This window comes from Sunxiuqinia elliptica (assembly GCF_900113005.1).
Classification (GTDB): Bacteria; Bacteroidota; Bacteroidia; order Bacteroidales; family Prolixibacteraceae; genus Sunxiuqinia; species Sunxiuqinia elliptica.
Window position 1 is genome coordinate 13,904 of the sequence record NZ_FONW01000018.1, and the last position, 25,452, is coordinate 39,355.

The following is a 25,452-nucleotide window of genomic DNA, read 5'->3' on the forward strand; positions in this document are numbered from 1 at the left end:
TTGGAAATAGTTTTTGTCTATTCCGAATAAAAAAAATCAATTTGATTGGTGTTGAGTGGGCGGTTATATTTGCAGCATTATTTTTAATAAATCTAAATTAAAAACAAAGAATCATGTTGACAATAGGACAAAAATTCCCCGAATTTAAAAAGACAGCTGTCGTATCTCTAGAAGTAGGTAAAGAGTTCGAAACACTAAGTAATGAAGATTTAAAAGGAAAGTGGAGCGTTATTTTCTGGTGGCCAAAAGACTTTACGTTTGTTTGCCCAACTGAGATCACTGCTTTCAATGATCATTACGCAGATTTCCAAAAGTTGGATGCCAACTTGGTTGGTGCTTCTACTGACTCCGAATTTGTTCACCTGGCCTGGAGAACTCATCACGTTGGTTTGAAAAAAATTCAATTCCCAATGTTGGCTGATACTTCAAAATCACTGGCAGAAGAGCTAGGAATTTTGGAAGCAGAAGAAAAAATCGCTTATCGTGCAACTTTCATCATCGATCCTGAAGGAGTTACTCGTTGGGTAAGTGTAAACGATTTAGCCATTGGAAGAAATGTACCAGAAGTGTTGCGTGTGTTGGAAGCTTTGAAAACAGGAAAGCTTACTCCTTGCGACTGGGAACCAGGTCAAGCGACACTCTAACAATACGCCATAACAAGTTAAGTTAGATTAGTAAATCTGATATTATCAAAGGGTGCTGTTTTCAGCATCCTTTTTTTTGTTTGCATATTTTGAAGGATGCTGGTGATCAGTTATTATTTGATGGAGTGCTGTATTATAGGAGGTAAAAGTATCCGTAATATTTCAGATGATGTGCTATTCCTTATTCATCTCTTTTCAATATTCTGATCGTCCAATCTGTATAGAAGACTAGGCTTTGATTTGTAAAACAGAAGGGGGGTGAAGCACGCATTTCTGTAAAAAAGAAAAGAGGCCAATAGCCTCTTCTCCTCTAACTAAAAAATGTAAAACTAAAATCCACCATCATCAAAGTCCATTTCACGTACTCCATTTCCATTGCTGCCGCGGTCCAGCTTAAAATTGTTGAGTTTGTAGCTAAGTGTAAGCGTAACCACTTGTGACTCACGTTCCCGTTTGAATCGATCCGAGAAGTCAACTCCTGATGAGGTGCGTTCAAATTTCATTGTTCCAAAAACATCGCGTAAGCTAAGTGTTGCTGTGAGCTTCTTTTTCAGCAGATCCTGGCGGTAGGATAAATTGGTGAAAAAGAAGTCAGAGCGATCTCCTTGGGCTGACACGGATGGTCCGCGATAATAGCCAGTCATCTGAATGCGTGAGTTTGGGTTGAGTTTTACCGTTGTATTTAAACGCCCGGTATAATTGGTGCTTTTTCGATCAATGGACTCTCCCAGCACTTCTCCCTCAATGCGGTAGCGATATAACGAAAAACTACCATTGAAAATTAACCAATCTTTGATATTTAGGTTCCCCATAATTTCGGATCCTAACGAATAGTCGTTGTTCAGATTTTCAGTATTGATGTAAAAAATACCATCATCACCTAATTCAGTTACCTGCGTGATTAAGTTGTTGGTTACCCGGTAAAAACCTTCAAGAGAGATGAATGATTTCCCATAGTTCTTCATAATTCCCAATTCATAAGAATCGGTGTATTCTGGCTCCAATTCTGGATTTCCATAGCGAATGGTGTACCGGTTGTAATAATTGGGAAATGGGTCGAGATCACGTCCGTTGGGACGGTCAATCCGGCGGCTATAGCTGGTCATAAGTTGCAGACGGTTTAAAAACTCATAAGAGAAGTGCAAGGTTGGAAAGAGGTCGAACCTGTTGATCTCTGCCGGACGTTCTGCTTTCTCGTGAGCAATACTCCGATTGGTATATTCTCCCCGTAGGCCAAGCTGATAACTAAAGCTTCCTACTTTGTTGGCAAAGGTGGAATAGCCGGCAACAATGTCGCGCTTAAAATTTTGGGAACTTGAAAATTCCGGATTATCGACATAGTCATTTAAATCGTTGTCCCAATCATTAAACGAGTATGATTCATACTCGCGGTCAATCCGACTTTGAAAACCTGCTTCAAAACGACCATCATCGCCCACAGGCCTGGTATAGTCCAGTTCAATCCGGTATTCATCTTCATCCTCTTCTTCCAAGGTTTTGATTCGGGCTAAATAGCCTTCGGTGCGCTGATAGTTTGAATCGGTATAAAACTCATCTTCATACTCGTAGTCATCGCCTACACTGTTTGAGTAATAGAAGAGTGCGTCGAGTTTATGTTTTCCGCTTTCGTCAAATTTCTGCTGAAAGTTGATGTTGGTACTTACGTAGGTTCCTTCGCGTTTTGAGTTTTCATCTTCGATGGAGAAAATCTCCTCATTGGCAGGTGCCGTGTACTCATGCAACCTGCTGGTCCCGCCTCGTTTGCGTCCGTACTCGCCATAAGTTCCCGACAAGGTTAAGGTGGACAAATCGGTCAGGTAAAGGTCAACGCCTCCTTTAAACCGGTGCCCGCTGCGTCCAAAGTCCCGGTTCCCATCCGAAATCAGGTAGCGGGTGGTATCGGTCAGATAGGTTTCGCGGTAGGAATTGCCAGAGCCATAAAATGTTTCGTCGTTAAAGTCCGCACCAAAGAACAGGTTGCTTTTTTTCGTTTTGTAATTTAACGTGAGGTCGGTACGATATTTATCCCGGGTTCCGACCATCGCATTGATAATCCCGTTAAAGCCGGATAACACATTTTTCTTCATCACAATATTGATGATTCCGGCCATCCCATCAGGATCGTACTTGGCTGATGGATTGGTGATGATTTCAATGTTTTCAATAACTGAAGCCGGAAGCTGACGAAGGGCATCGCTTCCTTCGAGCACACTTGGTTTACCATCAATAAGAACGGTAAAGCTTGAGGAACCTCGCAAACTGACGTTTCCTTCAATATCCACTTCTACCGAAGGGGTATTTTCAAGCACATCGACAGCTGTTCCGCCGGCAGCATTAATATCCTGGCTTACATTAACCACCTTCTTGTCAATTTTATATTGCACTCGTGAGCGGTCAGCAACAACACTTACCGTTCCAATTTCCTGGGTTGATGGTTGAAGTTCAATAACTCCCAAGTCGATTTCACGATTTGACGAGTTGATGCGAATGTTGTTGATACGCAGTTTGTTAAAGCCGATGAAGTTGGCTTCTGCATAATAGGTTCCAAAATTGATCTTACGAATGACAAACTCTCCTTGAACGTCGGTAATGCTTCCTGTAACAAGTGATGAATCCTGCGGATTAAATAAGGAAATGTTGGCGTACTCCATATGCTGTTTCGTGTCAGCATCAATAATTTGCCCTTTGATTGTAGCCTTGTTCGAAGGCTGGGTGGTCGTTGCCTCAGGGGGTTGAGCTACTACAGCCAAATGCGCAAAAAGGAAGAATATAATCAGTGTTTTGTGAATATTCATGATTTTACATTTAGGGTTCCATGTTCTAGGACATCTTTTTAACACATTGGTTTAAGCAAAGCTTGGAGATGCCCTGTTAATAATTGTAAATAGCTTGAACGTGATGCTTTTGGAAGCATTTTTTCAACGAAACTTTACTTTCAGACTGGCTAATCTTTTCGTTATATTTGTCGGAACAACTAATTTTTATCAACGATAATCTATTAAAACCATTTAAGAATGAAGGATTTTAAAACACGGACAAAAAGTCTGTTATTGACTTTTACATTGCTGGCATTTTCTGCCTCAGTGTTCGGAGGAAACTCGATGGCAAAGAAAAAAGAGAAAGAAATTGGGATTCAACTGTGGTCGGTTCGCGAGGATATGAAAAAGGATCCTGCTGCTACAATTGCCAAGCTGGGTGAAATTGGCTATGCTTATGTTGAAGCGGCTGGTTACAACGATGGCAAGTTCTACGGAATGGAGCCTGAAGCATTTAAAGCATTGCTGAAAAAGAATGGCATGGAAATGCGTGGTTCGCATACGGGTATTAACTTACCTAAAGAGGGAGAATGGGATCAGGCAATGGAATGGTGGAAAACCTGCATTGCAGCACATAAAGCAGCTGGTGCCGAGTGGATCGTAAAACCATCGATGGGGCGTGAGTCTTATGAAGATTTGGCGATCTTGAAAGAGTATTGTGACTATTACAATACAATTGGCGAAATGTGTAATAAAGCTGGGATTCGTTTTGGTTACCACAACCACGCTCGCGAGTTTGACACCGAGTTAGAAGGCAAAATCTTTTACGATTACTTGCTGGAAAACACCGATCCGAAGAAAGTCATGTTTGAGCTTGACTTGTATTGGATTCAAGAGGGTGGCAAAGATGCTGTTGATTATTTCAAAAAATACCCTGGACGTTTTGAGCTTTACCATGTAAAAGATGTGGAAGAGTTAGGCGCTAGCGGTAAAATTGATTTTGAGCCAGCATTTAAAATGGCGAAGAAAGCCGGTATGAAAAACTACATTGTTGAGGTTGAGCGATACAACTATGCACCAATTGTAAGTGTTGAAAAGAGCTTTGAGTTTTTGAACAACGCTTCTTTCACTAAATAAGTTGGAAAGATATTGAACAAGAAAGCCTGACTTTTTTAAGTCAGGCTTTCTTGTTTTTTATAGCGTTTTAAAGGAATAAAAGGAGTTATTTCCCTTTATCCTCTGCCTTTTTTACTTATTCTCTTTGGTTCCAAACTTCGGGTCAATCTTTAAAAAGTTGATGATGATAAAACCAGGAATGGTACACAGCATCACCCAAACAAAGAAGTATTTGTAGCCGATCAATTCCTGAATCCATCCACTCACCATACCAGGAAGCATCATTCCTAGGGCCATGAAACCTGTACAAAGAGCATAGTGTGCCGTTTTGTGCTTGCCTTCCGAAAGGTAGATCATATAAAGCATGTAGGCCGTAAATCCGAAACCATAGCCAAATTGCTCAACAACAACCGAAGCGGTAATAACTGTAAGACTTTGCGTTTGAGTGAAGGCCAGAAAAACATAAACCAAGTTGGGTAAGTTCATGGCCAGTACCATTGGCCATAGCCACTTCTTCATGCCATGGCGGGCAACGGCAACTCCTCCCAAAATACCTCCTAGTGTTAATGCGATAATTCCAGCTGTTCCATATACGAAGCCGATGTTGCTGGTGGTTAATCCTAAGCCTCCTTGTGTGGGATCATCCAAAAGGAAAGGGGATGCCAGTTTGACCAACTGAGCTTCTCCAAGCCTAAATACCAAAATAAAGATTAGGGCAACGCCAATTCCTTCTTTTTTGAAAAAAGAGGCAAAGGTGTCAACAAAGTCGGCTATCACTTCTTTTATGTTTTTTCCGCCTCGCTTTTCATCACTGGTTGGGTAGGGTAGAATGAACAGGTGCCACAGAAAGAAGGCCGCAAATAAGGCTGCAAAGATGAAGAAAGTGATACTCCAGGCCCAGGAAGTTTTTTCTGCAATGTTTTCCATCTGTCCGGCAAGAATCACTAAGGGGCCTTGTCCAGCGAGCATGGCAAAGCGGTAAAAGGTGTTGCGGATGCCCACAAAAAACGCTTGGTCGTGTTTGGATAAGCCGAGCATATAAAAGCCATCGGCAGCAATGTCGTGTGTTGCTGAGCTAAAGGCCATGAGCCATAAAAATGCCAAACTGTATTGAAAGAAGTTGCTCATGGGCAGGGTAAAAGCCACCCCGGCAAGGGCACCTCCCACCAGAAGCTGCATACTGATGATCCAAAAACGTTTGGTTTTAAGGTTGTCAACAATCGGACTCCAGATGGGCTTGATCACCCACGGCAGGTAAAGCCAGCTGGTATAGAGCGCAATATCGGTATTGGAAATGTCAAGTCGCTTGTACATGATGACTGACACCGTCATCACAAAGACGTAGGGAAGCCCTTCAGCAAAGTAGAGCGATGGAATCCATGCCCAAGCGTTTCTTGTAGTTGGTTTTTTCATACGATTATTTTTTCGTAGGATGTTTGACTTTTAGATCCTCGAATAGCGATCCGGGTTTCTAATTTAGTCATTCTCCCAGGAGTTAACACTAATACAGTTTTTTCAGGTCCGCATCACGGAAGTAATGGTTGAGGATGGCTTGGTAGTTGTAGCCTTTTTCGCCCATCACGGCTGCTCCAATTTGGCAAAGTCCAACACCGTGTCCCCAGCCCGATCCGATAAGAACAAACTGTTGAGGGATCCCGTTTTGCAGGTTCAGATGATCAATGACGAAAGCCGAACTGTATAAATGCGATTTGGACAGAGCACGACGAATCTCCAATTCTTTACCGATGGTCAGCGTTTTTTTGCTTCCCACAATTTGAAGCTTGATCAAGCGAGCAGAATGTCCACGCTCAATCGGCTTGAGCTCGATAATTTCGCCAAAGTCAATTCCTGTTTTTTCCCGGATAAGTGAGGTTAGCTCTTCTTGGCTATAAGTCACTTTCCAACGGTAAAAATCTGCGGTTGCCTGATCAAAATCGGGTAAGACTTGCGATAGGATCTGCTTGTCAGTGGTATTGCAAAAAGCTTCAGGGCTGGTTCTTATCCAGCTGTCTGCTTCATCTTCCTGGCGCAAATCAACGCATGTTGTGGCAGCCTTTTCCGAATCCACCACTTTGGTTAGGTAGCTGTGGTAAACGGGCTCCCAAACATTTTCAAAGTTTTCAGACACTCCTCCGCAGCATTTCGAAAAGCGGGCATCGCAAATTTTATCATGAGCAGTTAGTACTTCTCCTTGGGTGGCATCAATCGCCTGGCTTGCCTTGTCGCTAATGATTTTGGTGATTCCTTGGTAGCGCTGGCAGTGGTCGTCGGAACAAACATCAAATAAAGTGTGGTCTTCCCGGTCGTACCAGCGAATCAATTCGCCCTCGCGCTGTTCGGTTGATTGATATTTTTCATTGGCCGATTGGATGGCTTTGCTCTTTTCAATTTGTGCCAAAAGCCAGCTGCGCGAAATGACTGCATGCGCCTTCAAGAGTTCGGGTGAGCTGGTGGCACTCATTTCTGAAGAAATTACAGAGCGCAGGTATTCTTCAAGGGGAACCAGGTTGATGGCCCGCAATTTTCCGCTTTCAATCACCAATTTTAGGTCACCTCTGAAACGCTGATCTTCCTTTTGTTCCCAGTGAAAGTCAATCCCAATGGTCACAGCTTTTAGCAGGAAGGAATCTTCTGCTGACTTGGTGGAGAACACAACGCTTTCGGCAGCAATGGTTTTGCCATCTTCTGATGTTATTTGAATGCTGTTGTCAATGAGCGATGCTTGAAAACGTGTTCCACTAAGTTGTTCGGGCAGTGAGTAGTTGCCACTCAACTCAAAGTCGATGTTTGACTCGGCCATGATGCCGACATGTATTATTGGTTGTTCTTTCATGGTTTGATTTTTCTTTTAGGGTTTATTGTTTACAAGATATTAGAACTGAGACAACAGATTTTTAGATACCTGGATTGTGTTATGAATTTTGGGGCACTGTTTCCCAATTTAATTGTTATTCTGTGTGCCTTTCATTCATTTTCGTATCTGTATTTTAAAATTTTTGAGTGTTTAGTTATTTGCTGTAAAACATTGAGTCTTTTTGTCTAAATATCTAAAATTTAGAATCTATTGCGAGTATGGAGCAAGCTCTTTGAGTTGGTCTTTTAAACGTTCAAAGTCTGTATCGTTAATGGTTACTTGCTCGTAGATTGAGATCAGGTCCTTGGCTGTTAGTTTTTCAAAATCTTCTTTTCGGGGAAGAATGGCCAATCCTCCCATTTCAACAGATGCCGGACTCATTAGAATTTGCTCTTGCCCTTCGGCAAAAAACTGCGAAGGGCGCTGTCGGTCCCGTGGGAAAATTACAATTCGCCACTTCTGCTGAGTAAAACGAGCCAATACATTGAGCATGGGTTCTCCTTCCTGCCCTCGCTGTTTGAGCCGTTCCAGAATTTGCTGGAAATAATAGGCAATTTGAGTGGACGAGTCTGATTCCAGATACAATAGCTTACGCAGGTAAGCTTTCCCAACTGCAACCAAACGGGTATGTTCATTTTTCAAAATGGGTTCTCCCAATTGAGCGACGATTGAATCAAGCTCTGTGTCTATTGGCATCTCATCCGCATTGCCTGCCTGAAAATGAAAATGATCCGGAGCCGAAGCGCCACATTTGGGGCCGTTGTAAAAGAAGGTAAACTCAGGAAGTTCTCGGCTTAGTTGAAGCAAATCGTTAAAATAAGGTTCAATTTCTTGGGGCAAATGACGGTTTAATGGAACGGTCAGGTGCTTCTTGAAAATGGGAAACGGGTTGATCAACAAGGTGTAGTCGTCTTGGAAGTCGACTCCTTTTTGAACATCCTGCTGATTTTTCTGACACAGAAAGCAAGCCCTTTGTTGAATCGATTTGGCATCTGTTTTTGCTGCGGAGGAACGAATTCGCTCTGGATTGAACTGTACTTTGACTTTAAATCCATCAAATTCAATGGTCCTTGAAGCGACTGAAGCCAAGCCTGCATAGTTGCTTGTGGCCAATGGCCAGGATTCAATTTGTTGGTTGATTAGCTGATGAACCTTTTGACTGAGTGAGTTTTCGGGCATGTTTCTACAAGAGTTTTGAGCTGAAGTCCGGGCCGAAACCCGGACCTAATTTATCGGTTGAGATTTAAGCGAGCTTTCAATTCGTAGGTGCGTAAGCTGTCTTTGTAGGCGTTGTGTGCATTATGACGCGAAATATCCAGCGAAGCATCAGAGTTGTCTTCCCAACGGCGACAACGATAGATGGCATCGTAAATCCGGCCAATTTTCCAGGTGCGCGAAATGGCTAGTCCAACGGCATAGTCTTCACCATAGCTGGTGTTTGGTATCCGGATTTCTCGCAAAATAGGCGTGTAAAAGGCGCGTGGAGCACCCAGCCCATTGATGCGGAGGGCATTGTTTGGTCCGTTCTCCGGAGTCCATTCTTTGTGATCAATCAGGCCTGGAGGAATCTCTTCAAGCTTGAAGTTACACATCTGGTATGAACCAATGACCATGGCACACTTTTCTTCATAAAATTTGTCAACTACTTTCTGGAGGGTTTGCTCATCAAAATACAAGTCGTCACTGTCTAGCTGAACAGCAAAGCGCCCGCATGAGTCGTGGTAAACCGCTTCATTCCAACATCCACCAATGCCGAGGTCTGTTGACTCTGGTATTACATGAATCAAGCGTTCATCATCATAGCTTTTCAATAGCTCGGTGGTTCCGTCAGTTGAATGGTTGTCAACGACAATAAGGTTGAACGGGAAGCTTGTTTTCTGCGAAAGAACCGAATCAACGGCATCTTTTATGGTTTTTATCCGGTTGCGAACAGGAATAACGACAGAAACTTCTTGCTCAAAATCCTGGTCAAACTCAACCGACTTGAAATTGGGTTGAAGAAATCCATTGATCTTTTTGAGGTGATCGGTGCAGGCTTCTTCCATTTCAATTTGCTTTTGCCGTGCGTTGCCACTAACGTAGTCAAATTGTTTTTCGCCAGACAAACGCGTGTCAGTTTCCGTCATGCTGAATAGAAACTCAGGAACGCGAAGGATTTCTCCTAAACGTGAAGCATGTAGGCGCAGGGCATAAAGTCCGGCATCTTGCCAATCCGGGTAGTTTTCGCTGGCAAAGCTTTTTACCGACTGCTGAGAAAACAGTTGTACCGGTCCGAAGTTAAAATCATCGCGCAAACTGCCAGCTTGGTAATCAATGACCGGATGGTTGGAACGTTCACCCGCTTTAATTTCAAAGTAGTCTGCGTAGAACATCGCTGCTTTGCTGCCTTCAGCTAATTGCATCATGCGTTCCAAGGCCCATTGGCCGAGTCCCAGTTGGGTAGCTTGCAATCCTAGTAAAGCGTAATCTGCATTCAGGTTGGCCGCAATCAAATTAATGGTTGCTGTGCTTTGTGGCTGACTAATCGTTAGGTTTTGGCTACCTTCCAGTTGAACAGGGCTGGCACTGAGCACAAAAATGGATTGTACCACTTGGCTTTTTCGAAGCAGATTGATGGTGTTTTGGGTCTCTTGTTGACCACTGTATGCGATAAAGCAATCGATTTTTTGATTCATAGGTGATTAGAGTTTTATGATGACAGGATCGGAAACGGGGCTTTCATTTTGAAGCCGGTCAAGTGCCGATACCCTGAATTCGTAGGCTATTTTATTCGGTGTTTTTCGGAGTTCAAGACGTGTGTCCTCAGTGATTCGATAAATAAAATGAGGATCATCCGCATCGAATGTTTCTCCGACTTTGTTTCGGTAGACAATGTAGCGAACCGCTTTGTCCAGCTCCTGCTCGGCCTTTTGTGGTTTCCATTTCAGAACTTTTCCCCAGCCCTTTTTTACTTTGCGTAGGTTGGCGGGAGCTTGGTTGTCTATCCAGGGCATTGGTGGAACCAAAGCCGGGTAAGCATACAATTGGTTCGAAAGTGTGTCTTGAAATCCGATGATATCGCGTGAGAAATGTTTGGCACTGTAGAATGCACTACCGCCAATTTCTTTGATTTTCCGGGTTATGCGGATTTGGTTAGGTAACTGACTGGCTTGTCGCCATTCAACAATATTCGATGTCGGATCGCTTTTATAAACTCCATGGCCAATATACATAGCTCTGTCGTAGGCGTGATCTTTCCACCAGTTGGATAAAGTCAAAAAATCCACTGCCGGGTGTCCAATTTGCCAGTATAATTGCGGAAGCATGTAATCAATCCAGCCTTTTTCGAGCCACAAAATAACATCGGCATACAAATGGTCGTAGTTGGTATTTCCGGCCGTTGTTTTTGAGCCACGTGGGTCATCAGCAATATTGCGCCATACGCCAAAAGGACTAATGCCAAACTTCACCCAAGGCTTTACTGACTTGATGGATTGACTCAATTGCTGGATCGTTTTATTGACATTCTCACGTCGCCAGTCAGTAATTTCGGCTTTCGAGAAGTTACCGTGGTACTTTTCAAAAGAAGTGGAATCCGGAAATGCCTCGCCAATAATTGGGTAGGGATAAAAATAATCATCAAAGTGAATAGCATCTACATCGTAGCGCCGGACAACGTCGACAACCACATCGGTAATAAACTGGCGGGCTTCGGGTAGTCCCGGATCAAAATAAAGTGAGTTGCCATACTTGAGTACCCACTCAGGATGCCTAAAGGCGATATGATTGGCGGCTAAGGGTTCATCGTATTTTAGCGCAACGCGATAGGGATTAAACCACGCATGAAATTCCATATTTCGTTTGTGGCATTCCTGAACCCAAAATTGTAGTGGATCGTAGCCTGGATCTTCTCCAGGGGTGCCAGTGAGGTACCGAGACCAAGGTTCAAGTTCGGACGGATAGAATGCATCAGCAGTCGGACGCATCTGAAAAATGACAGCATTCATTCCCAGCTGCTGCAACTTATTCAGTAAGATGATCGCCTCCTGCTGCTGTCTTCCGGCACTCAATCCGGGTTTTGAAGGCCAATCGATATTGGCAACCGTGGCCACCCAGCTTGCCCGGAATTCTCTTTTAGGACTGACTTGAGAAAAGCCAGTAAAGGATAAAAAAAGCAATAAGAATACTAGCCCAATTGTGGTACGCATAGAAAATAGGTTTTATATGTCATTAGTCGAAGGTATAAAAATAGGCTTATTCTCTAAAATTAAATAATCAATCGATCATGAATTTGTATGGCAACATTTTTTGTGTTACGGAGTGTGTTTTTAAGGTGTTGTTAATTAGAATATTGTGTTTGTTTTATTTTTCTTGAAGAAAATTTTGAAATCAAATATTTTGTATCTGTAATACCAATTGTGGAGGTGTTCCATATTGAAGAGGACAGAATGACTGATTTGCTATAAATATGAAATCGATTGAAAAAATGCAAAGGGTATTCTGGGGGAGATCGCTTGGAGCCTTGGTTTAATGTTGGCTAAGTCCTGCAAAGCTAGGTCTTAGAATTAGAAAATATCTTTGCAATTCTCTTGTTTTTTTTGATATCTTTGAAGCGAAATCGAATGTGCCTGTTGTTGCTTTTGCATATGGCAGGTATATTAGTAGCAAACTGGGAGTTAGCTGTTTTAAACAGTACACCACAATTTCCAGTAGGCTCATGGTTTATTAGGTTTAGTTGGTTTAGGTTAGTTCCCCGAGAGATCGGGGCGGAAAAGGCAGTCAGAGGACTGCCTTTTTGTTTTTTAGGAATAAGTTAAGGAACTTTTGAAGCCTTGAGAAATATTTTAGTTTCATCCGGATTATTTTCCTTCCTTTGGGAAGAGATGCTTCCCGGAAAGGGTATTTTGAGGAAGAATTTCCAGGTTTTTAAAAGAGCAATTTATTTAGTTATTTTGCATGCATTACGAAAATATTATTAACTAACTACTGATAATGAAAGAAGACAAGCTTACTCAAATAGCCGGTCAGTTTATTGATATCGAACAAGTGGACCGGGTATCTCCGTTAGGGGAAGGTTTTATCAACGACACGTTTTTAATTTATCCTAAAGCCGAGGGACAAAGTAAATTACTCCTTCAGCGGAAGAATAAAAATATCTTCATTAATATTCCTGCCATGATGGAGAATATTAATTTGGTAACCAAACACCTGAAAACCAAAATTAAGGCACAGGGTGGCGATCCGGAACGGGAAGTACTGACGTTGGTGACTGCAAAAGATGGCAAGTTTTATTATATGGATGAAGCAGATGACTATTGGACTGCTTGTTTATTCATTGAGCCACACCAGGTGATTGAGACCGTTGATAATTCATCAATTGCTTATTCCGGAGGAAAAGGTGTTGGTCGTTTTCAAGCGATGTTGGCCGATTTTGAAGGTGAGTTGACCGATATTCTCCCTGGATTCCATGATATTAAATTCCGTTTTGATCAATGGGATAAAGTATTGGCTGAAGACCGTGTTGGCCGGAAAGCTGAAGTTTTGGAAGAAATTGAGTGGATTGAAAGCCGCCGTGCAGAAATGTTGGACTACTGGAAATTGGTTGAAGAAGGCCAGATTCCACGTCGTATTACGCACAACGATACCAAGATCAGCAACATTCTGTTTGACTTGGAAGGTGACGTGTTGTGTATGATTGACTTGGATACTGTTTCTCAGAGTCCTGCTTCGAATGACTTTGGCGATGCTATTCGTTCCTACTCCAATACTGCTGTTGAGGATGAGCCAGACTTGTCAAAAGTATCGATGAATTTAGAGCGTTATCGTGAATTTACTCGTGGATATCTGGAAGAAGCCGGTTCTTTCCTGAATGAAAAAGAGCTGGAATACTTGCCATTTTCAGCAAAGTACATCACTTACGAACAAGTGTTGCGTTTCTTGATGGATTATATTGATGGTGACCGTTATTATAAAACCAAATCAGAAGATCATAACTTGGTTCGTACGCGTAGCCAGTATAAATTACTGCAGAGCATGGAAGAACAATATGCTGAAATGCAGCAACTGACAAAAGAATTTGTGTCGTAAATCACGACAGTTTGAAATATACTAGAAGGATGCTTAAAAAGCATCCTTTTTTATTTTGTTAAAATTCGAATGGTAAAGCGAAGTTCACCGGTACAGCTTTTCCTCGCTGTGATCCTGGTGACCAATTTTCCATGCCTGAAACAATTGTCATTCCTGTTTTAGCGGCGACGACCGTTGTTTTTTCTAAGACCTGTACATTGGTTACTTCTCCCTTGTCATTAACGGTAAAGCCAATTGTCGCTTTTCCTTTCAGCTTTTCTCCCTTGAAAAATAGTTGTTCTTTCAGTTCTCTTTGTTTGGCTTTAACGTATTGTCCCAATCCGTAATGACCATTGGGATAGTGTGGCAGGTCTTCAACGATGAAGAATTTAGGAGTCTCCTCTTTTCCATGATTCGTTACCTCTGTTGTTGATGTAGGATCAGGAGTTGGCTTTTCATTGGGAAAATCATTACTGATTGCAATAACAGCCTTTTCCATGACAAATCGATAATTAAGCTGTTTGTCATTTTCTGAGATCGTTAACGCATTGACTTTGGTTTGAAAACCAACATAAGAGGCGACCAAGGTGAATTCTTTGGCTTTTTCCAGGTTCAGTGTAAAGGTTCCGTCATGGTCTGCAACTGTTCCTATGCTTGTTCCTTTTACAACGATACTTGTGCCTGGAAGAGGGTTTCCATTTTCGTCGACAACAATACCCTGAATTGTTACTTTATCGCTTGCGATTATTTGATCGTTGGTGTAGGTAATGAAGTCTTGTGAAACTGGAGACTGGTATTGATATGCTGGTTCTGCAAAGGAAAACAAGAGGATGGTGATTACTGGCAGAGCCCAGGCTAAACGAAATAGTTTTCGTTTGGATGTTTTTTGTTTTTTCATCATTTTTAAACGAGTTGGGCCAAGGGCAAAGGTCAGGTTATTGGTTAATCGAATAACTTGCGTACCCATTAGCTGGTTAATTAATAATGCTTGATACCTGACAGGTGAGTGGCCCCGGGTTAGTACACCTTCGTCAGCCAGGTATTCATGATTTTGCTTTATGGCATGCTCAAATAGCCAAATGAATGGATTGAACCATAAAAGCACAGTTAGTAATTCAATAAAAAGCAGGTCAATCCAATGACGCTCTTGAATGTGCACTTGTTCGTGAGCTAAAATGTCATTGAATTCTTCCTGTTTGTGGTATTTCGGATTGATAAATACATGGTTGAAAAATGAGAATGGTAGGTCGTAATAGTCATTCTCATGCAGGTGAAAGTTGGTTGTTTGCTTAGCTGATTGACTACGGATGATTTTGATAGGTTTCCATAGTTGAAATATGAGTCGCAGGAGAAAAATGAGAACTCCTAGACTGTAGACTAGCCAGCCTAACTGGATCCAATTATTTGTTGATGCTCCGATCTCATGGAGGTTTTCGGTTGCGACCGTTTCCTGAAAGTGCTGGTTGAATTCTGATAACTGAAATGGTTGAGCTGCTTGAATCGTCGTTTGATAGTGAATTGGGAATAGAGCCAGAACAAGAGCCATTCCCAAGGCAAAAAGCAAGTAAAAGCGGTTAACCCGAAAGTGTGTTGATTGTCGGAGGAAAAGCCAATAAACCAGGAAAAATAGAATAATTCCAATGGAGGCTTGAATTAAAAATTCAGCGAACTTTTCCATGATCATTTATTTTTAGGAGTATCGTTTTTTAATTCTTCTTCGGTTTGCTTTAAAATCATTTCCAGATCTTCAATATCCAACTGATTTTCGCGAGCAAAGAAGGTGGCCATTTTAGGAAAAGAACCATTGAAATAATTCTTTAAAAGGGAAGAGAATTGAAACTTCGTGTAATCTTTACGACTGATTGCTGGCGTAAATAAGTTTGTATTTCCAACTTTTCGGCGAGCAACAAAGCCTTTTTTTTCGAGAACAGATAAAACGGTAGCAACAGTGGTGTAAGCAGGTTTTGGATCGTCAAATTGGTCAACAACATCTTTAATAACAGTTTCTTTCAACTGCCAAACATATTGCATGACTTGTTCTTCGGCTTTAGTTAATTGAATCATTCCCATCTTTTATTTGTTTTTATCTACTACAAATATAGTAATAGAAAATACAACTAAAACTATTTTTATAGATTTTTTACTATAAAAATAGTAAAATACAGATTCTTAAAGATGAGATTGCTTTGTTATTAGTTACTTAGCGCCGTCTCTTTGTCCTAGTTGTTCTGTTTTTTGCAGCCATTTTTGCCGTTGCTTCTCATTGGATGCTTTAACAATTTGGAAGCTGGTAATATGAACAGGCTTAACGCCGCAGAAATTCAGGAAGGCATTTTTCATCGCATGATGACCGGTGTTGCGATAAAATAAGCGGTAATACCATTTGGGGGTGTCCATGGTGGTGATGATCCGAGCCGATTTTCCTTTCAGCTTTTTATCCCAGAAGATGCTGTTGGGCTTGTTCTCGAAAGCAAATCCGGGGAGAAAGACCCGATCGATAAAACCTTTGAGAAGGGCTGGGAGTGTGCCCCACCAGGTGGGATAAATGAAAACCAGGTGACTGGCTGCTTTAATTTTTTGCTGCGCTTCGATCAGGTCTGGTTCCAGTTCGGTTCGCTTGCGGTAACCGTATTGTAAATTGGGATTAAAAGTTAGCTGATGTAAGTGAATTACATCAACCGAAGTTCCCGACTGTATCGCTCCGTGTTGATACTTTTCGGCCAAGGCCTGTCCGAAGCTTTTCGGATCAGGATGGCCGTTTATAATTAGTACTTGTTTCATGGCCTTGGTGTTTTGTTGTGTTGTGCTGAGGGATTTCCCTCGCGCTGTGCTTGTTCTGTTTTTTTGTTTTCAAAGGTCAAAACTAGCAAAGCAACTTTCACCTGCCTTGTATAAATCGGCTAATGGAAGGAATTGGCGGATTAATTAAGAAATGGTATCGATTTCATTTAAAATGGTTCGGGCTGAAACAATGGTCTTAATGTCGTCAAAACTCAGGCTGAGCTTATCTTTCTTTTCTTTCATACGAGCCTTTGTTGGGTTTTGCTGAATGTATTGCAGCACCTTGGTGAAGGCTGGTGATTGGTAATAAGGAGATTGTTGATCGGCAATGAAGTAGCAGATCATCTTTTTGTTTTTCAAAACAATGCGCTCAATACCTATGGCAATTGCCACCCAACGCAAGCGAACCACTTCAAGTAATTCTTTGCTGGCTTGTGGAAGCTTTCCGAATCGGTCAATCAGCCCAAGCTCAAATTGTTGCAAGTTGTCTTCTGTTTCCATGTTGTCCAACTCGCGATAAAGCAGCATGCGTTCTGAGATGCTTTGAATGTAGCTGTCAGGAAATAACAGCTCCATGTCTGTATCAATTTGACAATCGCTAACAAACTGGGTTTGCAGAAAAGCTTTTCCGGCATCTTCCTGCTCTTCTTTAAACAGCTCTTGGTATTCACCTTGTTTAAGCTCCTGCATGGCCTCGTTCAAAATACGATGATAGGTTTCGTATCCAATATCTGCAATGAATCCACTTTGCTCAGCTCCCAGCAGGTTTCCGGCGCCTCGAATATCCAAGTCGCGCATGGCAATGTTGAATCCGCTTCCCAGCTCCGAGAATTCTTCGATTGCTTGAAGTCGCCTGCGTGCTTCTGTCGTTAAGGTCGATAGCGGAGGAGTCAGCAGGTAGCAAAAAGCTTTTTTGTTGGAACGGCCAACGCGTCCGCGCAGCTGATGCAGATCGCTCAGCCCAAAGTTTTGCGCATGGTTAATAATGATGGTGTTGGCGTTGGGGATATCCAGACCCGATTCAATAATGGTGGTGGCGATTAATACATCGTACTCTCCATTGATGAAGTCAAGCATGATCTTTTCCAGCTTGGGGCCTTCCATCTGTCCATGCCCAACCACGGTTTTAACTCCAGGCACAATGCGTTTAATGGCTGCTTCAACCTCAAAAATATTTTGAACCCGGTTGTGAATAAAAAACACTTGTCCATTCCGCGATACTTCGTAGTTGATGGCCTCACGAATGGTGTCTTCGTTGAATCCGTGCAACTCGGTAATGATTGGGTAACGGTTAGGCGGCGGCGTTTGAATAATGGATAAGTCGCGGGCACCCATTAAAGAGAACTGGAGGGTTCTCGGAATAGGCGTTGCCGTTAGTGTTAAGGTGTCAACATTTACTTTGAGCTGTTTTAGTTTTTCCTTAACCGAAACCCCAAACTTCTGCTCTTCGTCAACTACCAACAGTCCCAGGTCTTTAAACTTCACATCTTTGCCTACCAGGCGGTGGGTACCAATCAGAATGTCCACTTCTCCAGCTTCAACGGCTCGCAGAATTTTCCGTACTTCGCCCGCAGGTCTTAGTCGGCTGATGTACTCAATGCGTGCCGGGAAATCTTTCAACCGATCCGAAAAGGTTTTATAATGTTGTAAAGCCAGAATTGTTGTAGGAACCAAAACAGCCACTTGCTTGCTGTCGGCCACGGCTTTAAAAGCACCACGAATGGCAATTTCTGTTTTCCCGAAGCCAACATCACCACAAACCAAGCGGTCCATGGGCATTTCTTTTTCCATGTCCTCTTTGAGCGCTTGTGTTGCTTTCATCTGGTCGGGCGTATCTTCGTAAATAAACGAAGCTTCCAACTCATTTTGCAGGTAGGAGTCGGGTGTAAATGCAAATCCGCGTTCTTTCTTGCGTTCGGCATAAAGGGCAATCAGATCTTTGGCAATGTCTTTAACCTTTTTCTTGGTGCGATCCTTCATTTTCTGCCAAGCACCGGTTCCCAGCTTGTTTATCTTGGGCTCCAGGCCATCTTTCCCTTTGTATTTCGAAATACGGTGCAAGGAATGAATACTGACAAACAAGACATCATTATCGCGGTAAACAAGACGAATAGCTTCCTGCATTTTGCCATTGACTTCGGTTTTCACCAAGCCGGCAAATTTCCCGATTCCATGATCAATGTGTACGACGTAATCTCCTTGGTGCAGCTTGTTTAACTCTTTGATGGAGATGCTTTCCTTTTGAGGCTTCCGTGTTTTGAGTTTAAAACGATGGTAGCGTTCAAAAATCTGGTGGTCGGTATAACAGCAAACTTTTAGGTCATGACTCACGAAACCTTCGTGCAAGGTGAAGTTGAGGTCGGTAAACTCGACATTCAACTGCTGATCGTTAAAAATGGCATGCAAGCGTTCAATTTGCTTTTCGTTTGAAGACAAGATGAAGTTGGTGTAGCCATTGGCAACATTGTCTTGCAGGTTTTGGGCCAGTAGCTCAAAGTTCTTGTTGAATATGGGTTGGGCCGTGGTGTCAAAATTGAATTGAAGTGATGTCTGAAAGTAGTTTGCAGTACCTGTTTCGAGACAGGTGAATCGCTCCAGGGCTTTTGAGAACTCATCCGCAGAAACAATCCGGTCGGCAATATTGGCGGGCAGGTTATCCTGCTCCAGGGTTTGCTGATAAATAGAACCAATCAAATCGCTTACTAGAGCTACATTTTGAATAAAAATGCTGCTTTTGCTAGGCAAAAAGTTCAGGAAGTTATCGCGGGTCTCGTCTTCTAAGCCTTGTTGAATATTGGGGATGATGACGATTTTGTCAAGCTGCGTTTTCGAAATTTGGTTCTCAATGTCGAAGCTTCGAATGCTGTCAACGTCATCTCCAAAAAAATCGAGCCGGTAAGGATCTTCGTGCGAAAACGAATAAATATCCACCAAGCTTCCCCGGATGGAATATTGTCCGGGCTCAACAACAAAATCAACCCGCTCAAAACCATATTCATAAAGAACATCATTCAGAAATGAAATGGACAGTTTGTCATTCTTCCGAACCGGGAAGCTGTTGGAATCCAGCCCCTCTCCTGAAATTACCTTTTCAGCCAAGGCTTCGGGGTAAGTTACAATCCCAATCTGATTTTCAGAATGCAATTGATTGAGGACCTCGGTGCGAAGAATAATGTGTTCCTGCTCGATGGCATCGTACTGAATCGATTTTTTGTATGAACTTGGGAAAAAGAAGATCGGCGATGTTGGTTGGAGGTTAACCAAATCATCGTAAAAATAAGCTGCTTCCTCTTTGTCACTCAAAATAAAAACCAGTGGTTCTGGTCGTTTTTCAGCTAATAAAGCAGCAAGTACTGTTTGCGACGAACCAACAAGCCCCGACAGGTGAATTTTTTCACCCGGGGTATTCATTTTCTCCAGCAACGATTGAGTAAACGTTTGCTGTTCAAATACCGATTTGAATTTCTTCAATTTCAAAAGACACAAAAATTTCGGACAAAGATAACCATTAGTTTTCTCCAGAAGAAAAATAAACGAAAAAGAGACGATTCCACAACCCCAGGCAAATACGTTGCTTCATTGCTTTTTTACAGCTATTATCCTTTTGTATATGAAGGTTTAGCTGAATGGTGAAACGTCAGACCGTTGGTTGGAATAGTCTCTTTCTGCGATTAATGAATCAGGGAGTGTTTAAGCTTCCAATTTTGGGTTGGGACCGTATTGGTTTTCGTTGGGATCGCCTTCCTGAACCATGAAAATAATTAGGACAATGGCTCCAATAAGCGGGATTAATGAAATTAACAACCACCAACCACTCCGGCTGGTATCATGAAGTCGACGAATGCTTACCGCAAGCCCCGGAACAAGTACCAGAAGCGAGTACAGAAGGGTTAAAATTCCAAAGCTTCCAAGCATCAGGTCTAAAAGGTTTAGAACAATTGCTGCAATAAAGCTTCCTAAAGCAAAGTACCAGTATTCACTTCTTCTGGACCGTCCTGAGAATTCTGCGTACCGCTTAAGTACAGTTAAATACCAATTAATCATAGTTTAATAATTTGAATCAATAAAAATGAATTTTTTAAAAATGAGATAGCTCGTTTTACACCTTTGTTAAACGACCTCCAAAACGCTGTTTTCGGTTTTATGTTCATTTTTAAATCGATTAATTTTTTGTAATGATTTTAAGTTGGTAGCTGTCAGGCTGTCAGCTTGAAAATTATTGGCACACGAATTGATATATCGAAGTATGTAAATAAATTAATACAATAGAGCTATGCTTCATACAAATTTGAAACACGTGTTGTCAGCTGACGATCATAAAAAGCTGATTGAAGAAAATGAGAATGTCATGATATGCTGCGGACGAATGGGGCCAATGTGCATTCCGGTATATGCAGCGATGAGTGAGCTGGAGAATGAAGTTGACCAAGTGGTCTTTGCGGATATGGAATTTGATATTCCTGATGCAGCAGTAATCCGGGATGCTCCGGAATGTAGCAGCTTCATGGGATTGCCTTTTACGGTGTATTACAAAAACGGAGAGCTGGTTCATGCAACCAGTAGCATTCAAAATAAAGATCAAATTAAGTCGATCATTGAAGAAAAGCTCGTGTAAGAGATTGCACTTGCTTTAGGAGAAAGAGGGGATTCTCCGAATTGTCAACAGTGAAAACTGTTTGATATCCTTAATTTTTAGGTTTATGCAATTTTAAAATCCATCGGGAAATACCGGTGGATTTTTTGTTTTCCAGTATCTTTATCTGGCAAAAAAAATCTAAACGAATGAAATTAAAAGTAGGAATAGCCTTAAGTGGCGGGGGAGCTCGAGGAATTGCCCATATCGGCGTTTTGGCAGCCTTAGGGAAATACGGTATTCATCCTGAGGTTGTTTCAGGGACAAGCATGGGGGCAATTGTTGGTGTTTTGTATGCTGCGGGCTATCAGCCAACCGAGATTTTAAACATTGTGAAAGAGCGCAAAGTGCATAAAATTATTAGCTGGGGTTTGCCATCCAGTGGACTGCTTGATCTGGATAAGGTGGAAGAGCTTTTGCGCGAACACATTCCGGTGGATGATTTCTCCTCGCTGAAGAGAACATTTCACTGCGCAGTAACCAACCTGAACAGCGGACAAATTGAGCTGGTCTCGTGTGGGAAGCTAATTGACTTTGTGCTGGCTTCGGCTTCCATTCCAATTGTATTTGAACCGAGGATAATTGATGGACAAACCTATGTTGATGGCGGGCTTTTAAACAATCTTCCGGTAGAACCTTTGGTGGACGAAACCGACTTGATCATTGGCGTGCATGTGAATCACAACGAAGCGATGAAGGAAGTTGCAGGGATGAAAACCATTGCTGAACGCTGCTTTCGACTGGCTATTGGTCGAAATGTGGTGGATAAATTTGACTTATGCGACTTTGTGATTGATCCTCCCAAGGTACGTCAGTTTAACACATTCGATTTTGCCCGGGCTGATGAGATTTACCAAATTGGTTTTGATGAAACCGAAAACAGGATTCTGGAGTTTTTCGACCAGTTGGATTTGGAGGAAGTGATGGCTGAAAAGAAAAGACGACAATTACCAAAATAAAACAGCATCAGGTTTCGTATAAATAAAGGATGGTTTTGTTCGTTAAAAGAACTTAACTTTGAAAGGCTTAAGGACTCTTTTGGAAAGTAAATCCAATCGAAAGATGCTTGAGTTGCTAAACGCTAAAAAAGAAAAATCATGAGAATTACTTTGCTTTTGTTTGCTTTCGTTGCTTTGGTTGGTTGTCAACAGAAAAAGATTGATCGGATGCAAGCTGTTCAAGACAGTTTATCACAACTTGCCGAGGTCAAGGATGTGGCAATTAACGATTTTATTGGAACCATGAACGCCATTCAGACCAATCTTGATTCAATAAAACGATTGGAGGACATTGTCAATATTTCTTCGAGCAAAAATGCTGAACCCAAAGCAAGCGACCGGCAGAAGATACTTCAGGATCTTTCTGTAATCAGCAGTTTGCTGGAACAAAACAGGGAGCTGGTAGCCAATCAAACGAAGAAACTCAATAATTCGACTTATAAAGTCAGTGAAATGCAGAAAATGTTGGATCGGATGAACCGGCAGTTGGAAGAAAAAGATGTGGAGATTGCTACCTTGCGGACAGAGATGGAGCAACTTCATCTGAATATTTCAACCTTAAACCAGAGTTTGTTGGCTGCTGAAGAGCAGGCAGAGGAGCAGGCTCGGGTAATTGAGGAAAAAACAACGACCATTGATGAGCAAGTAAAGCAGATGAATACCGCTTATTATGTATTTGGAACAGCCAAAGAGCTCATCGAAAATGGAATTGTTGAACGGGAAGGTGGTTTCCTGGGACTGGGACGCAGTCTTAAATTCCGTAAGGACTTCAACCCCGATCTTTTTACAGAAATTGATATTCGGGAGGTACACGAAATTAGCTTGAATGCAAAAAAGGCAAAAGTAATCACAACTCACCCGGCAGCCAGCTTTGATTTGATTGGTGATGAGAAGATTGAAAAACTGGTCATCAACGATCCGGAACGGTTTTGGGAAACCAACAGGTACCTGGTTCTGGTCGTCAACTAATAAAAACAGCGGGGAGCTTATTTAGCTCCTCGTTTTTTTAGCAGCTTTCTTATCATAGGCAGCGCGCGATTCCAAAATTTGAGCCTTGTACTCGATGGCCCAGTCTGCCAATTCCCACACCTTCACCAAAAGCTTTTCTCCCATTGGAGTCAATTCATATTCTACCCGCGGAGGAACTTCGGCATAAACATAGCGATTCACCAGTCCGTCTCGTTCGAGCGAACGCAGGGTAACTGTCAGCATACGTTGCGAAATACCTTCAATTTGCGTCTTCAGTTGATTAAATCGAAGGCGCTCTCCGTAACCCAAATTCAAGATCGCTAACAAAGACCATTTATCTCCAATTCGGTCAACCACGTCTTTCACCGGGCAAAAACCTGCCGGATGATTGTTCGGATCAAAAAAAGTTTTGACTTTTTCCTGAATCGTATTTGCTTGAGTTTCATTAATAGTTACTTCCATGTGACTAAGTGATTATAGAATGCCCTCTTGTTTTATTATTAGTTACTAAGTAATATTGAGGCACTAAAAGTAACTATTGTAGTTCAGAAAACAAATATTAAAAAGGAAAATTAGAGAGTTATGGAATTAATTGAAGCTTTAAACTGGCGTTATGCTGCTAAACGAATGAATGGTGAAAAAGTTCCTGAAGAGAAGGTGAATCGTATTCTGGATGCCATTCAACTGGCGCCAACATCTTTGGGATTACAGCCTTTTTCAGTCATTGTGGTTGAAGATGAGCAGTTGAAAAAAGAAATTAGCGAGAAATCAAATCAGCAGCCTCAAGTCATGGAAGGTTCCCATTTGTTGGTGTTTGCTTCGTGGAACGAGGTGCAGGATGAGAGTATTGATCGTTACATGCGGGATATTGCAACAACAAGAGGTGTTGATGAAGAAAGCCTGGATGGATTTAAAACCATGATTAAGCAGTTTATTGGACAAGAAGATGTCGAAACTGTAAAAAACTGGACCGCTCGTCAGGCGTATATTGCCTTTGGTGTTGGCTTGGTAGCTGCTGCTGCCGAAAAAGTAGATGCGACCCCCATGGAAGGATTTGACAAAAATGAGATGGACAAAATATTAGGATTGAAGGAGAAGGGACTCAGCTCAGTCGTGATGATTACTTTGGGTTATCGCGATGCGGAGAAGGATGGTTTAGCTGCCGCTCAAAAAGTTCGCCGACAAAAAGAGGAGTTGTTTGTTAGAGCTTAAAGAAACAACTGATTCAAAAAGCTATGGATAAGAACTTCAAAGACTGGATGGATGGTCTGAAGCCTTCAGAGCGGATGCCTTTGCTTTTTATTGGGCATGGCAATCCGATGAATACGATTTTGGACAATGCGTATCGGAAAAGTTGGGAGTTGCTGGGACAGAAGCTTCCAAAACCGCAGGCAATATTAAGTGTGTCGGCGCATTGGCTAACGCGCGGAACGGCTGTTACAGCCATGCCTAACCCGAGAACCATCCATGACTTTGGCGGTTTTCCTGATGAGCTTTTTCAGCAACAATATCCTGCTCCGGGCGAGCCTGAGTTGGCCGACGAGTTGATTGTCATGAGCAAGAGCCATGAGATCAGGCCAGATTACAACTGGGGATTGGACCACGGGAGCTGGGCCGTTTTAAAGCCTATGTTTCCGTTGGCCGATATTCCTGTCCTTCAACTGAGCATTGATTACCATCAGCCGATGAGCTACCATTACGAGTTAGCCCAAAGTTTGCAAAAGCTGCGGGATAAGGGAGTTTTGGTGGTAGGAAGTGGTAATTTGGTTCATAACCTGAGGCGAATGAATTTGTCTGGGAAGTCATTTGATTGGGCCTTGGAGTTTGATCAGAAACTGGCTGAGATTATTGAAAAGGGAGATGACCAGCAAGCCATGGACTTTCAGCAATGGGGCGAACTAAGCAAGTTGGCACATCCAACTTACGATCATCTGTTGCCGCTGTTTTATGTGCTGGGTCTGAAAAGGAAAGATGAGGCGCCTGTCTTTTTTAATGAGACAATTGATTTGGGCTCTGTTTCCATGCGCTCCATATTGTATCATCAGTAGCGTAGCTTTTTAGCGAATCCGGCCAACTAAAAAGCTTAGGCTAAAACCATAGGCACTCGTACTTTTGCTGACTAACGCATATGGTCCAAACGAAATTCCCATATTATCAACTGAAGCAAACTCAAACTGAGGGGAGAGCAGCAAGCCAATTTGATAGTCGGTATGTCTGCTGTAAGAATAGTTCTCTACCCACGGGAAATAGGTCGTTGATGTTTGCTCCCAGTTGGTTGGAATCGAATGGGATAAAAATGCAACTCCACCTTGAATTAGCCATCGGCAGTTGCGCAACGAAGGCGTAAGGTATTGTCCTCCGGTAAAAGCAACGGCATGCAATTTTTTGTTGGATTGATTGAATCTTAGCTCAAAAAGATCGACTAAGCCGGTAGAGTAATCTGTTGGCTTGTCTGCCTTTTGGTATAAGCCCAAGTATTGAATTCCAACGGCAAAGCGATCTTTGATTCCGTAATTGACAGCCGGGGTAAATCCCCAGTAGTTGCCGACTCCGGCTCCAAGGCTGGCATAAAACTTTGGCTTGGAATGTTCCTGTCCCAAAGCACCAAGCGTAAGGAACAGGAATAGAATGGTGAGTTTCGAGTACATCTTTTTTT

21 protein-coding genes are annotated in these 25,452 nt (G+C 42.3%); 8 read left to right on the forward strand and 13 right to left on the reverse strand.

Features of this window, described 5'->3' with window-relative positions; all coding sequences use genetic code 11:
* Window positions 1-113 precede the first annotated feature (113 nt).
* Complete coding sequence (locus BM156_RS19830) at window positions 114-644, forward strand: peroxiredoxin (protein WP_093921651.1); 531 nt, start codon at window positions 114-116, stop codon at window positions 642-644.
* Window positions 645-973: 329 nt separating this feature from the next.
* On the opposite strand, the gene BM156_RS19835 is transcribed toward BM156_RS19830, so the two are convergent.
* A complete protein-coding gene (locus BM156_RS19835) occupies window positions 974-3,439 on the reverse strand; it encodes a TonB-dependent receptor (protein WP_093921652.1) in 2,466 nt (821 codons plus the stop codon).
* Window positions 3,440-3,658: 219 nt separating this feature from the next.
* Here BM156_RS19835 and BM156_RS19840 point away from each other — a divergent pair, with 219 nt between their 5' ends.
* Window positions 3,659-4,537, forward strand: coding sequence for a sugar phosphate isomerase/epimerase family protein (locus tag BM156_RS19840; RefSeq protein WP_093921653.1), 879 nt, complete (start codon window positions 3,659-3,661; stop codon window positions 4,535-4,537).
* Window positions 4,538-4,648: 111 nt separating this feature from the next.
* Here BM156_RS19840 and BM156_RS19845 read toward each other — a convergent pair whose 3' ends face one another.
* From BM156_RS19845 to BM156_RS19865, 5 genes are all read right to left on the reverse strand, one after another.
* Window positions 4,649-5,929, reverse strand: coding sequence for an AmpG family muropeptide MFS transporter (locus BM156_RS19845; protein WP_093921654.1), 1,281 nt, complete (start codon window positions 5,927-5,929; stop codon window positions 4,649-4,651).
* Window positions 5,930-6,017: 88 nt separating this feature from the next.
* Window positions 6,018-7,349, reverse strand: coding sequence for a SpoIID/LytB domain-containing protein (locus BM156_RS19850; RefSeq protein ID WP_093921655.1), 1,332 nt, complete (start codon window positions 7,347-7,349; stop codon window positions 6,018-6,020).
* 228 nt (window positions 7,350-7,577) lie between these two features.
* Window positions 7,578-8,549, reverse strand: coding sequence for a DUF4922 domain-containing protein (locus BM156_RS19855; protein WP_093921656.1), 972 nt, complete (start codon window positions 8,547-8,549; stop codon window positions 7,578-7,580).
* 50 nt (window positions 8,550-8,599) lie between these two features.
* On the reverse strand, window positions 8,600-10,045 hold the full coding sequence (locus tag BM156_RS19860; protein ID WP_093921657.1) for a glycosyltransferase family 2 protein: 1,446 nt from the start codon (window positions 10,043-10,045) through the stop codon (window positions 8,600-8,602).
* Between the two features lie 6 nt (window positions 10,046-10,051).
* Entirely contained in the window at window positions 10,052-11,557 is a 1,506-nt protein-coding gene (locus BM156_RS19865) for a glycoside hydrolase family 10-like protein (protein WP_093921658.1), read from the reverse strand.
* Between the two features lie 784 nt (window positions 11,558-12,341).
* On the opposite strand from BM156_RS19865, the gene BM156_RS19870 reads away from it, so the two are divergent.
* Window positions 12,342-13,436 carry a phosphotransferase enzyme family protein gene (locus BM156_RS19870; RefSeq protein WP_093921659.1) on the forward strand — a complete coding sequence of 365 codons (1,095 nt, stop codon included), beginning with the start codon at window positions 12,342-12,344 and terminating at the stop codon, window positions 13,434-13,436.
* Window positions 13,437-13,494: 58 nt separating this feature from the next.
* Here the strand turns inward: BM156_RS19870 and BM156_RS19875 are convergent, their stop codons facing one another.
* The 5 genes from BM156_RS19875 to BM156_RS19895 all read right to left on the reverse strand — a co-directional run bounded on the left by BM156_RS19875 (window position 13,495) and on the right by BM156_RS19895 (window position 20,240).
* Window positions 13,495-15,093 carry a carboxypeptidase-like regulatory domain-containing protein gene (locus BM156_RS19875; protein WP_170847027.1) on the reverse strand — a complete coding sequence of 533 codons (1,599 nt, stop codon included), beginning with the start codon at window positions 15,091-15,093 and terminating at the stop codon, window positions 13,495-13,497.
* 2 nt (window positions 15,094-15,095) lie between these two features.
* Window positions 15,096-15,485, reverse strand: coding sequence for a BlaI/MecI/CopY family transcriptional regulator (locus BM156_RS19880; protein ID WP_244525768.1), 390 nt, complete (start codon window positions 15,483-15,485; stop codon window positions 15,096-15,098).
* 126 nt (window positions 15,486-15,611) lie between these two features.
* Window positions 15,612-16,196 (reverse strand): NAD(P)H-dependent oxidoreductase, encoded by a 585-nt coding sequence (locus tag BM156_RS19885; protein WP_093921661.1) that lies wholly within the window; start codon window positions 16,194-16,196, stop codon window positions 15,612-15,614.
* A gap of 144 nt (window positions 16,197-16,340) precedes the next feature.
* Window positions 16,341-19,673 carry a transcription-repair coupling factor gene (gene mfd, locus BM156_RS19890; RefSeq protein ID WP_244525769.1) on the reverse strand — a complete coding sequence of 1,111 codons (3,333 nt, stop codon included), beginning with the start codon at window positions 19,671-19,673 and terminating at the stop codon, window positions 16,341-16,343.
* Between the two features lie 213 nt (window positions 19,674-19,886).
* Window positions 19,887-20,240 carry a DUF805 domain-containing protein gene (locus BM156_RS19895; protein ID WP_244525770.1) on the reverse strand — a complete coding sequence of 118 codons (354 nt, stop codon included), beginning with the start codon at window positions 20,238-20,240 and terminating at the stop codon, window positions 19,887-19,889.
* 229 nt (window positions 20,241-20,469) lie between these two features.
* On the opposite strand from BM156_RS19895, the gene BM156_RS19900 reads away from it, so the two are divergent.
* The 3 genes from BM156_RS19900 (at window position 20,470) to BM156_RS19910 (ending at window position 22,796) form a co-directional block, all read left to right on the forward strand.
* Complete coding sequence (locus BM156_RS19900) at window positions 20,470-20,811, forward strand: thioredoxin family protein (protein WP_093921662.1); 342 nt, start codon at window positions 20,470-20,472, stop codon at window positions 20,809-20,811.
* 167 nt (window positions 20,812-20,978) lie between these two features.
* On the forward strand, window positions 20,979-21,788 hold the full coding sequence (locus tag BM156_RS20905) for a patatin-like phospholipase family protein (protein ID WP_139218347.1): 810 nt from the start codon (window positions 20,979-20,981) through the stop codon (window positions 21,786-21,788).
* A gap of 138 nt (window positions 21,789-21,926) precedes the next feature.
* A complete protein-coding gene (locus BM156_RS19910; protein ID WP_093921664.1) occupies window positions 21,927-22,796 on the forward strand; it encodes a Cbp1 family collagen-binding glycoprotein adhesin in 870 nt (289 codons plus the stop codon).
* Between the two features lie 21 nt (window positions 22,797-22,817).
* On the opposite strand, the gene BM156_RS19915 is transcribed toward BM156_RS19910, so the two are convergent.
* Window positions 22,818-23,258: a winged helix-turn-helix transcriptional regulator gene (locus BM156_RS19915; protein WP_093921665.1), complete on the reverse strand. Its 441-nt coding sequence runs from the start codon at window positions 23,256-23,258 to the stop codon at window positions 22,818-22,820.
* A 120-nt stretch (window positions 23,259-23,378) separates the two neighbouring features.
* Between BM156_RS19915 and BM156_RS19920 the strand changes: the two genes are divergently transcribed.
* Both BM156_RS19920 and ygiD read left to right on the forward strand, forming a co-directional pair.
* A complete protein-coding gene (locus BM156_RS19920) occupies window positions 23,379-24,008 on the forward strand; it encodes an NAD(P)H-dependent oxidoreductase (RefSeq protein WP_093921666.1) in 630 nt (209 codons plus the stop codon).
* A 23-nt stretch (window positions 24,009-24,031) separates the two neighbouring features.
* Window positions 24,032-24,844, forward strand: coding sequence for a 4,5-DOPA-extradiol-dioxygenase (gene ygiD, locus BM156_RS19925; RefSeq protein WP_093921667.1), 813 nt, complete (start codon window positions 24,032-24,034; stop codon window positions 24,842-24,844).
* Between the two features lie 9 nt (window positions 24,845-24,853).
* On the opposite strand, the gene BM156_RS19930 is transcribed toward ygiD, so the two are convergent.
* On the reverse strand, window positions 24,854-25,444 hold the full coding sequence (locus BM156_RS19930) for a hypothetical protein (RefSeq protein ID WP_093921668.1): 591 nt from the start codon (window positions 25,442-25,444) through the stop codon (window positions 24,854-24,856).
* Between the last annotated feature and the right edge of the window lie 8 nt (window positions 25,445-25,452).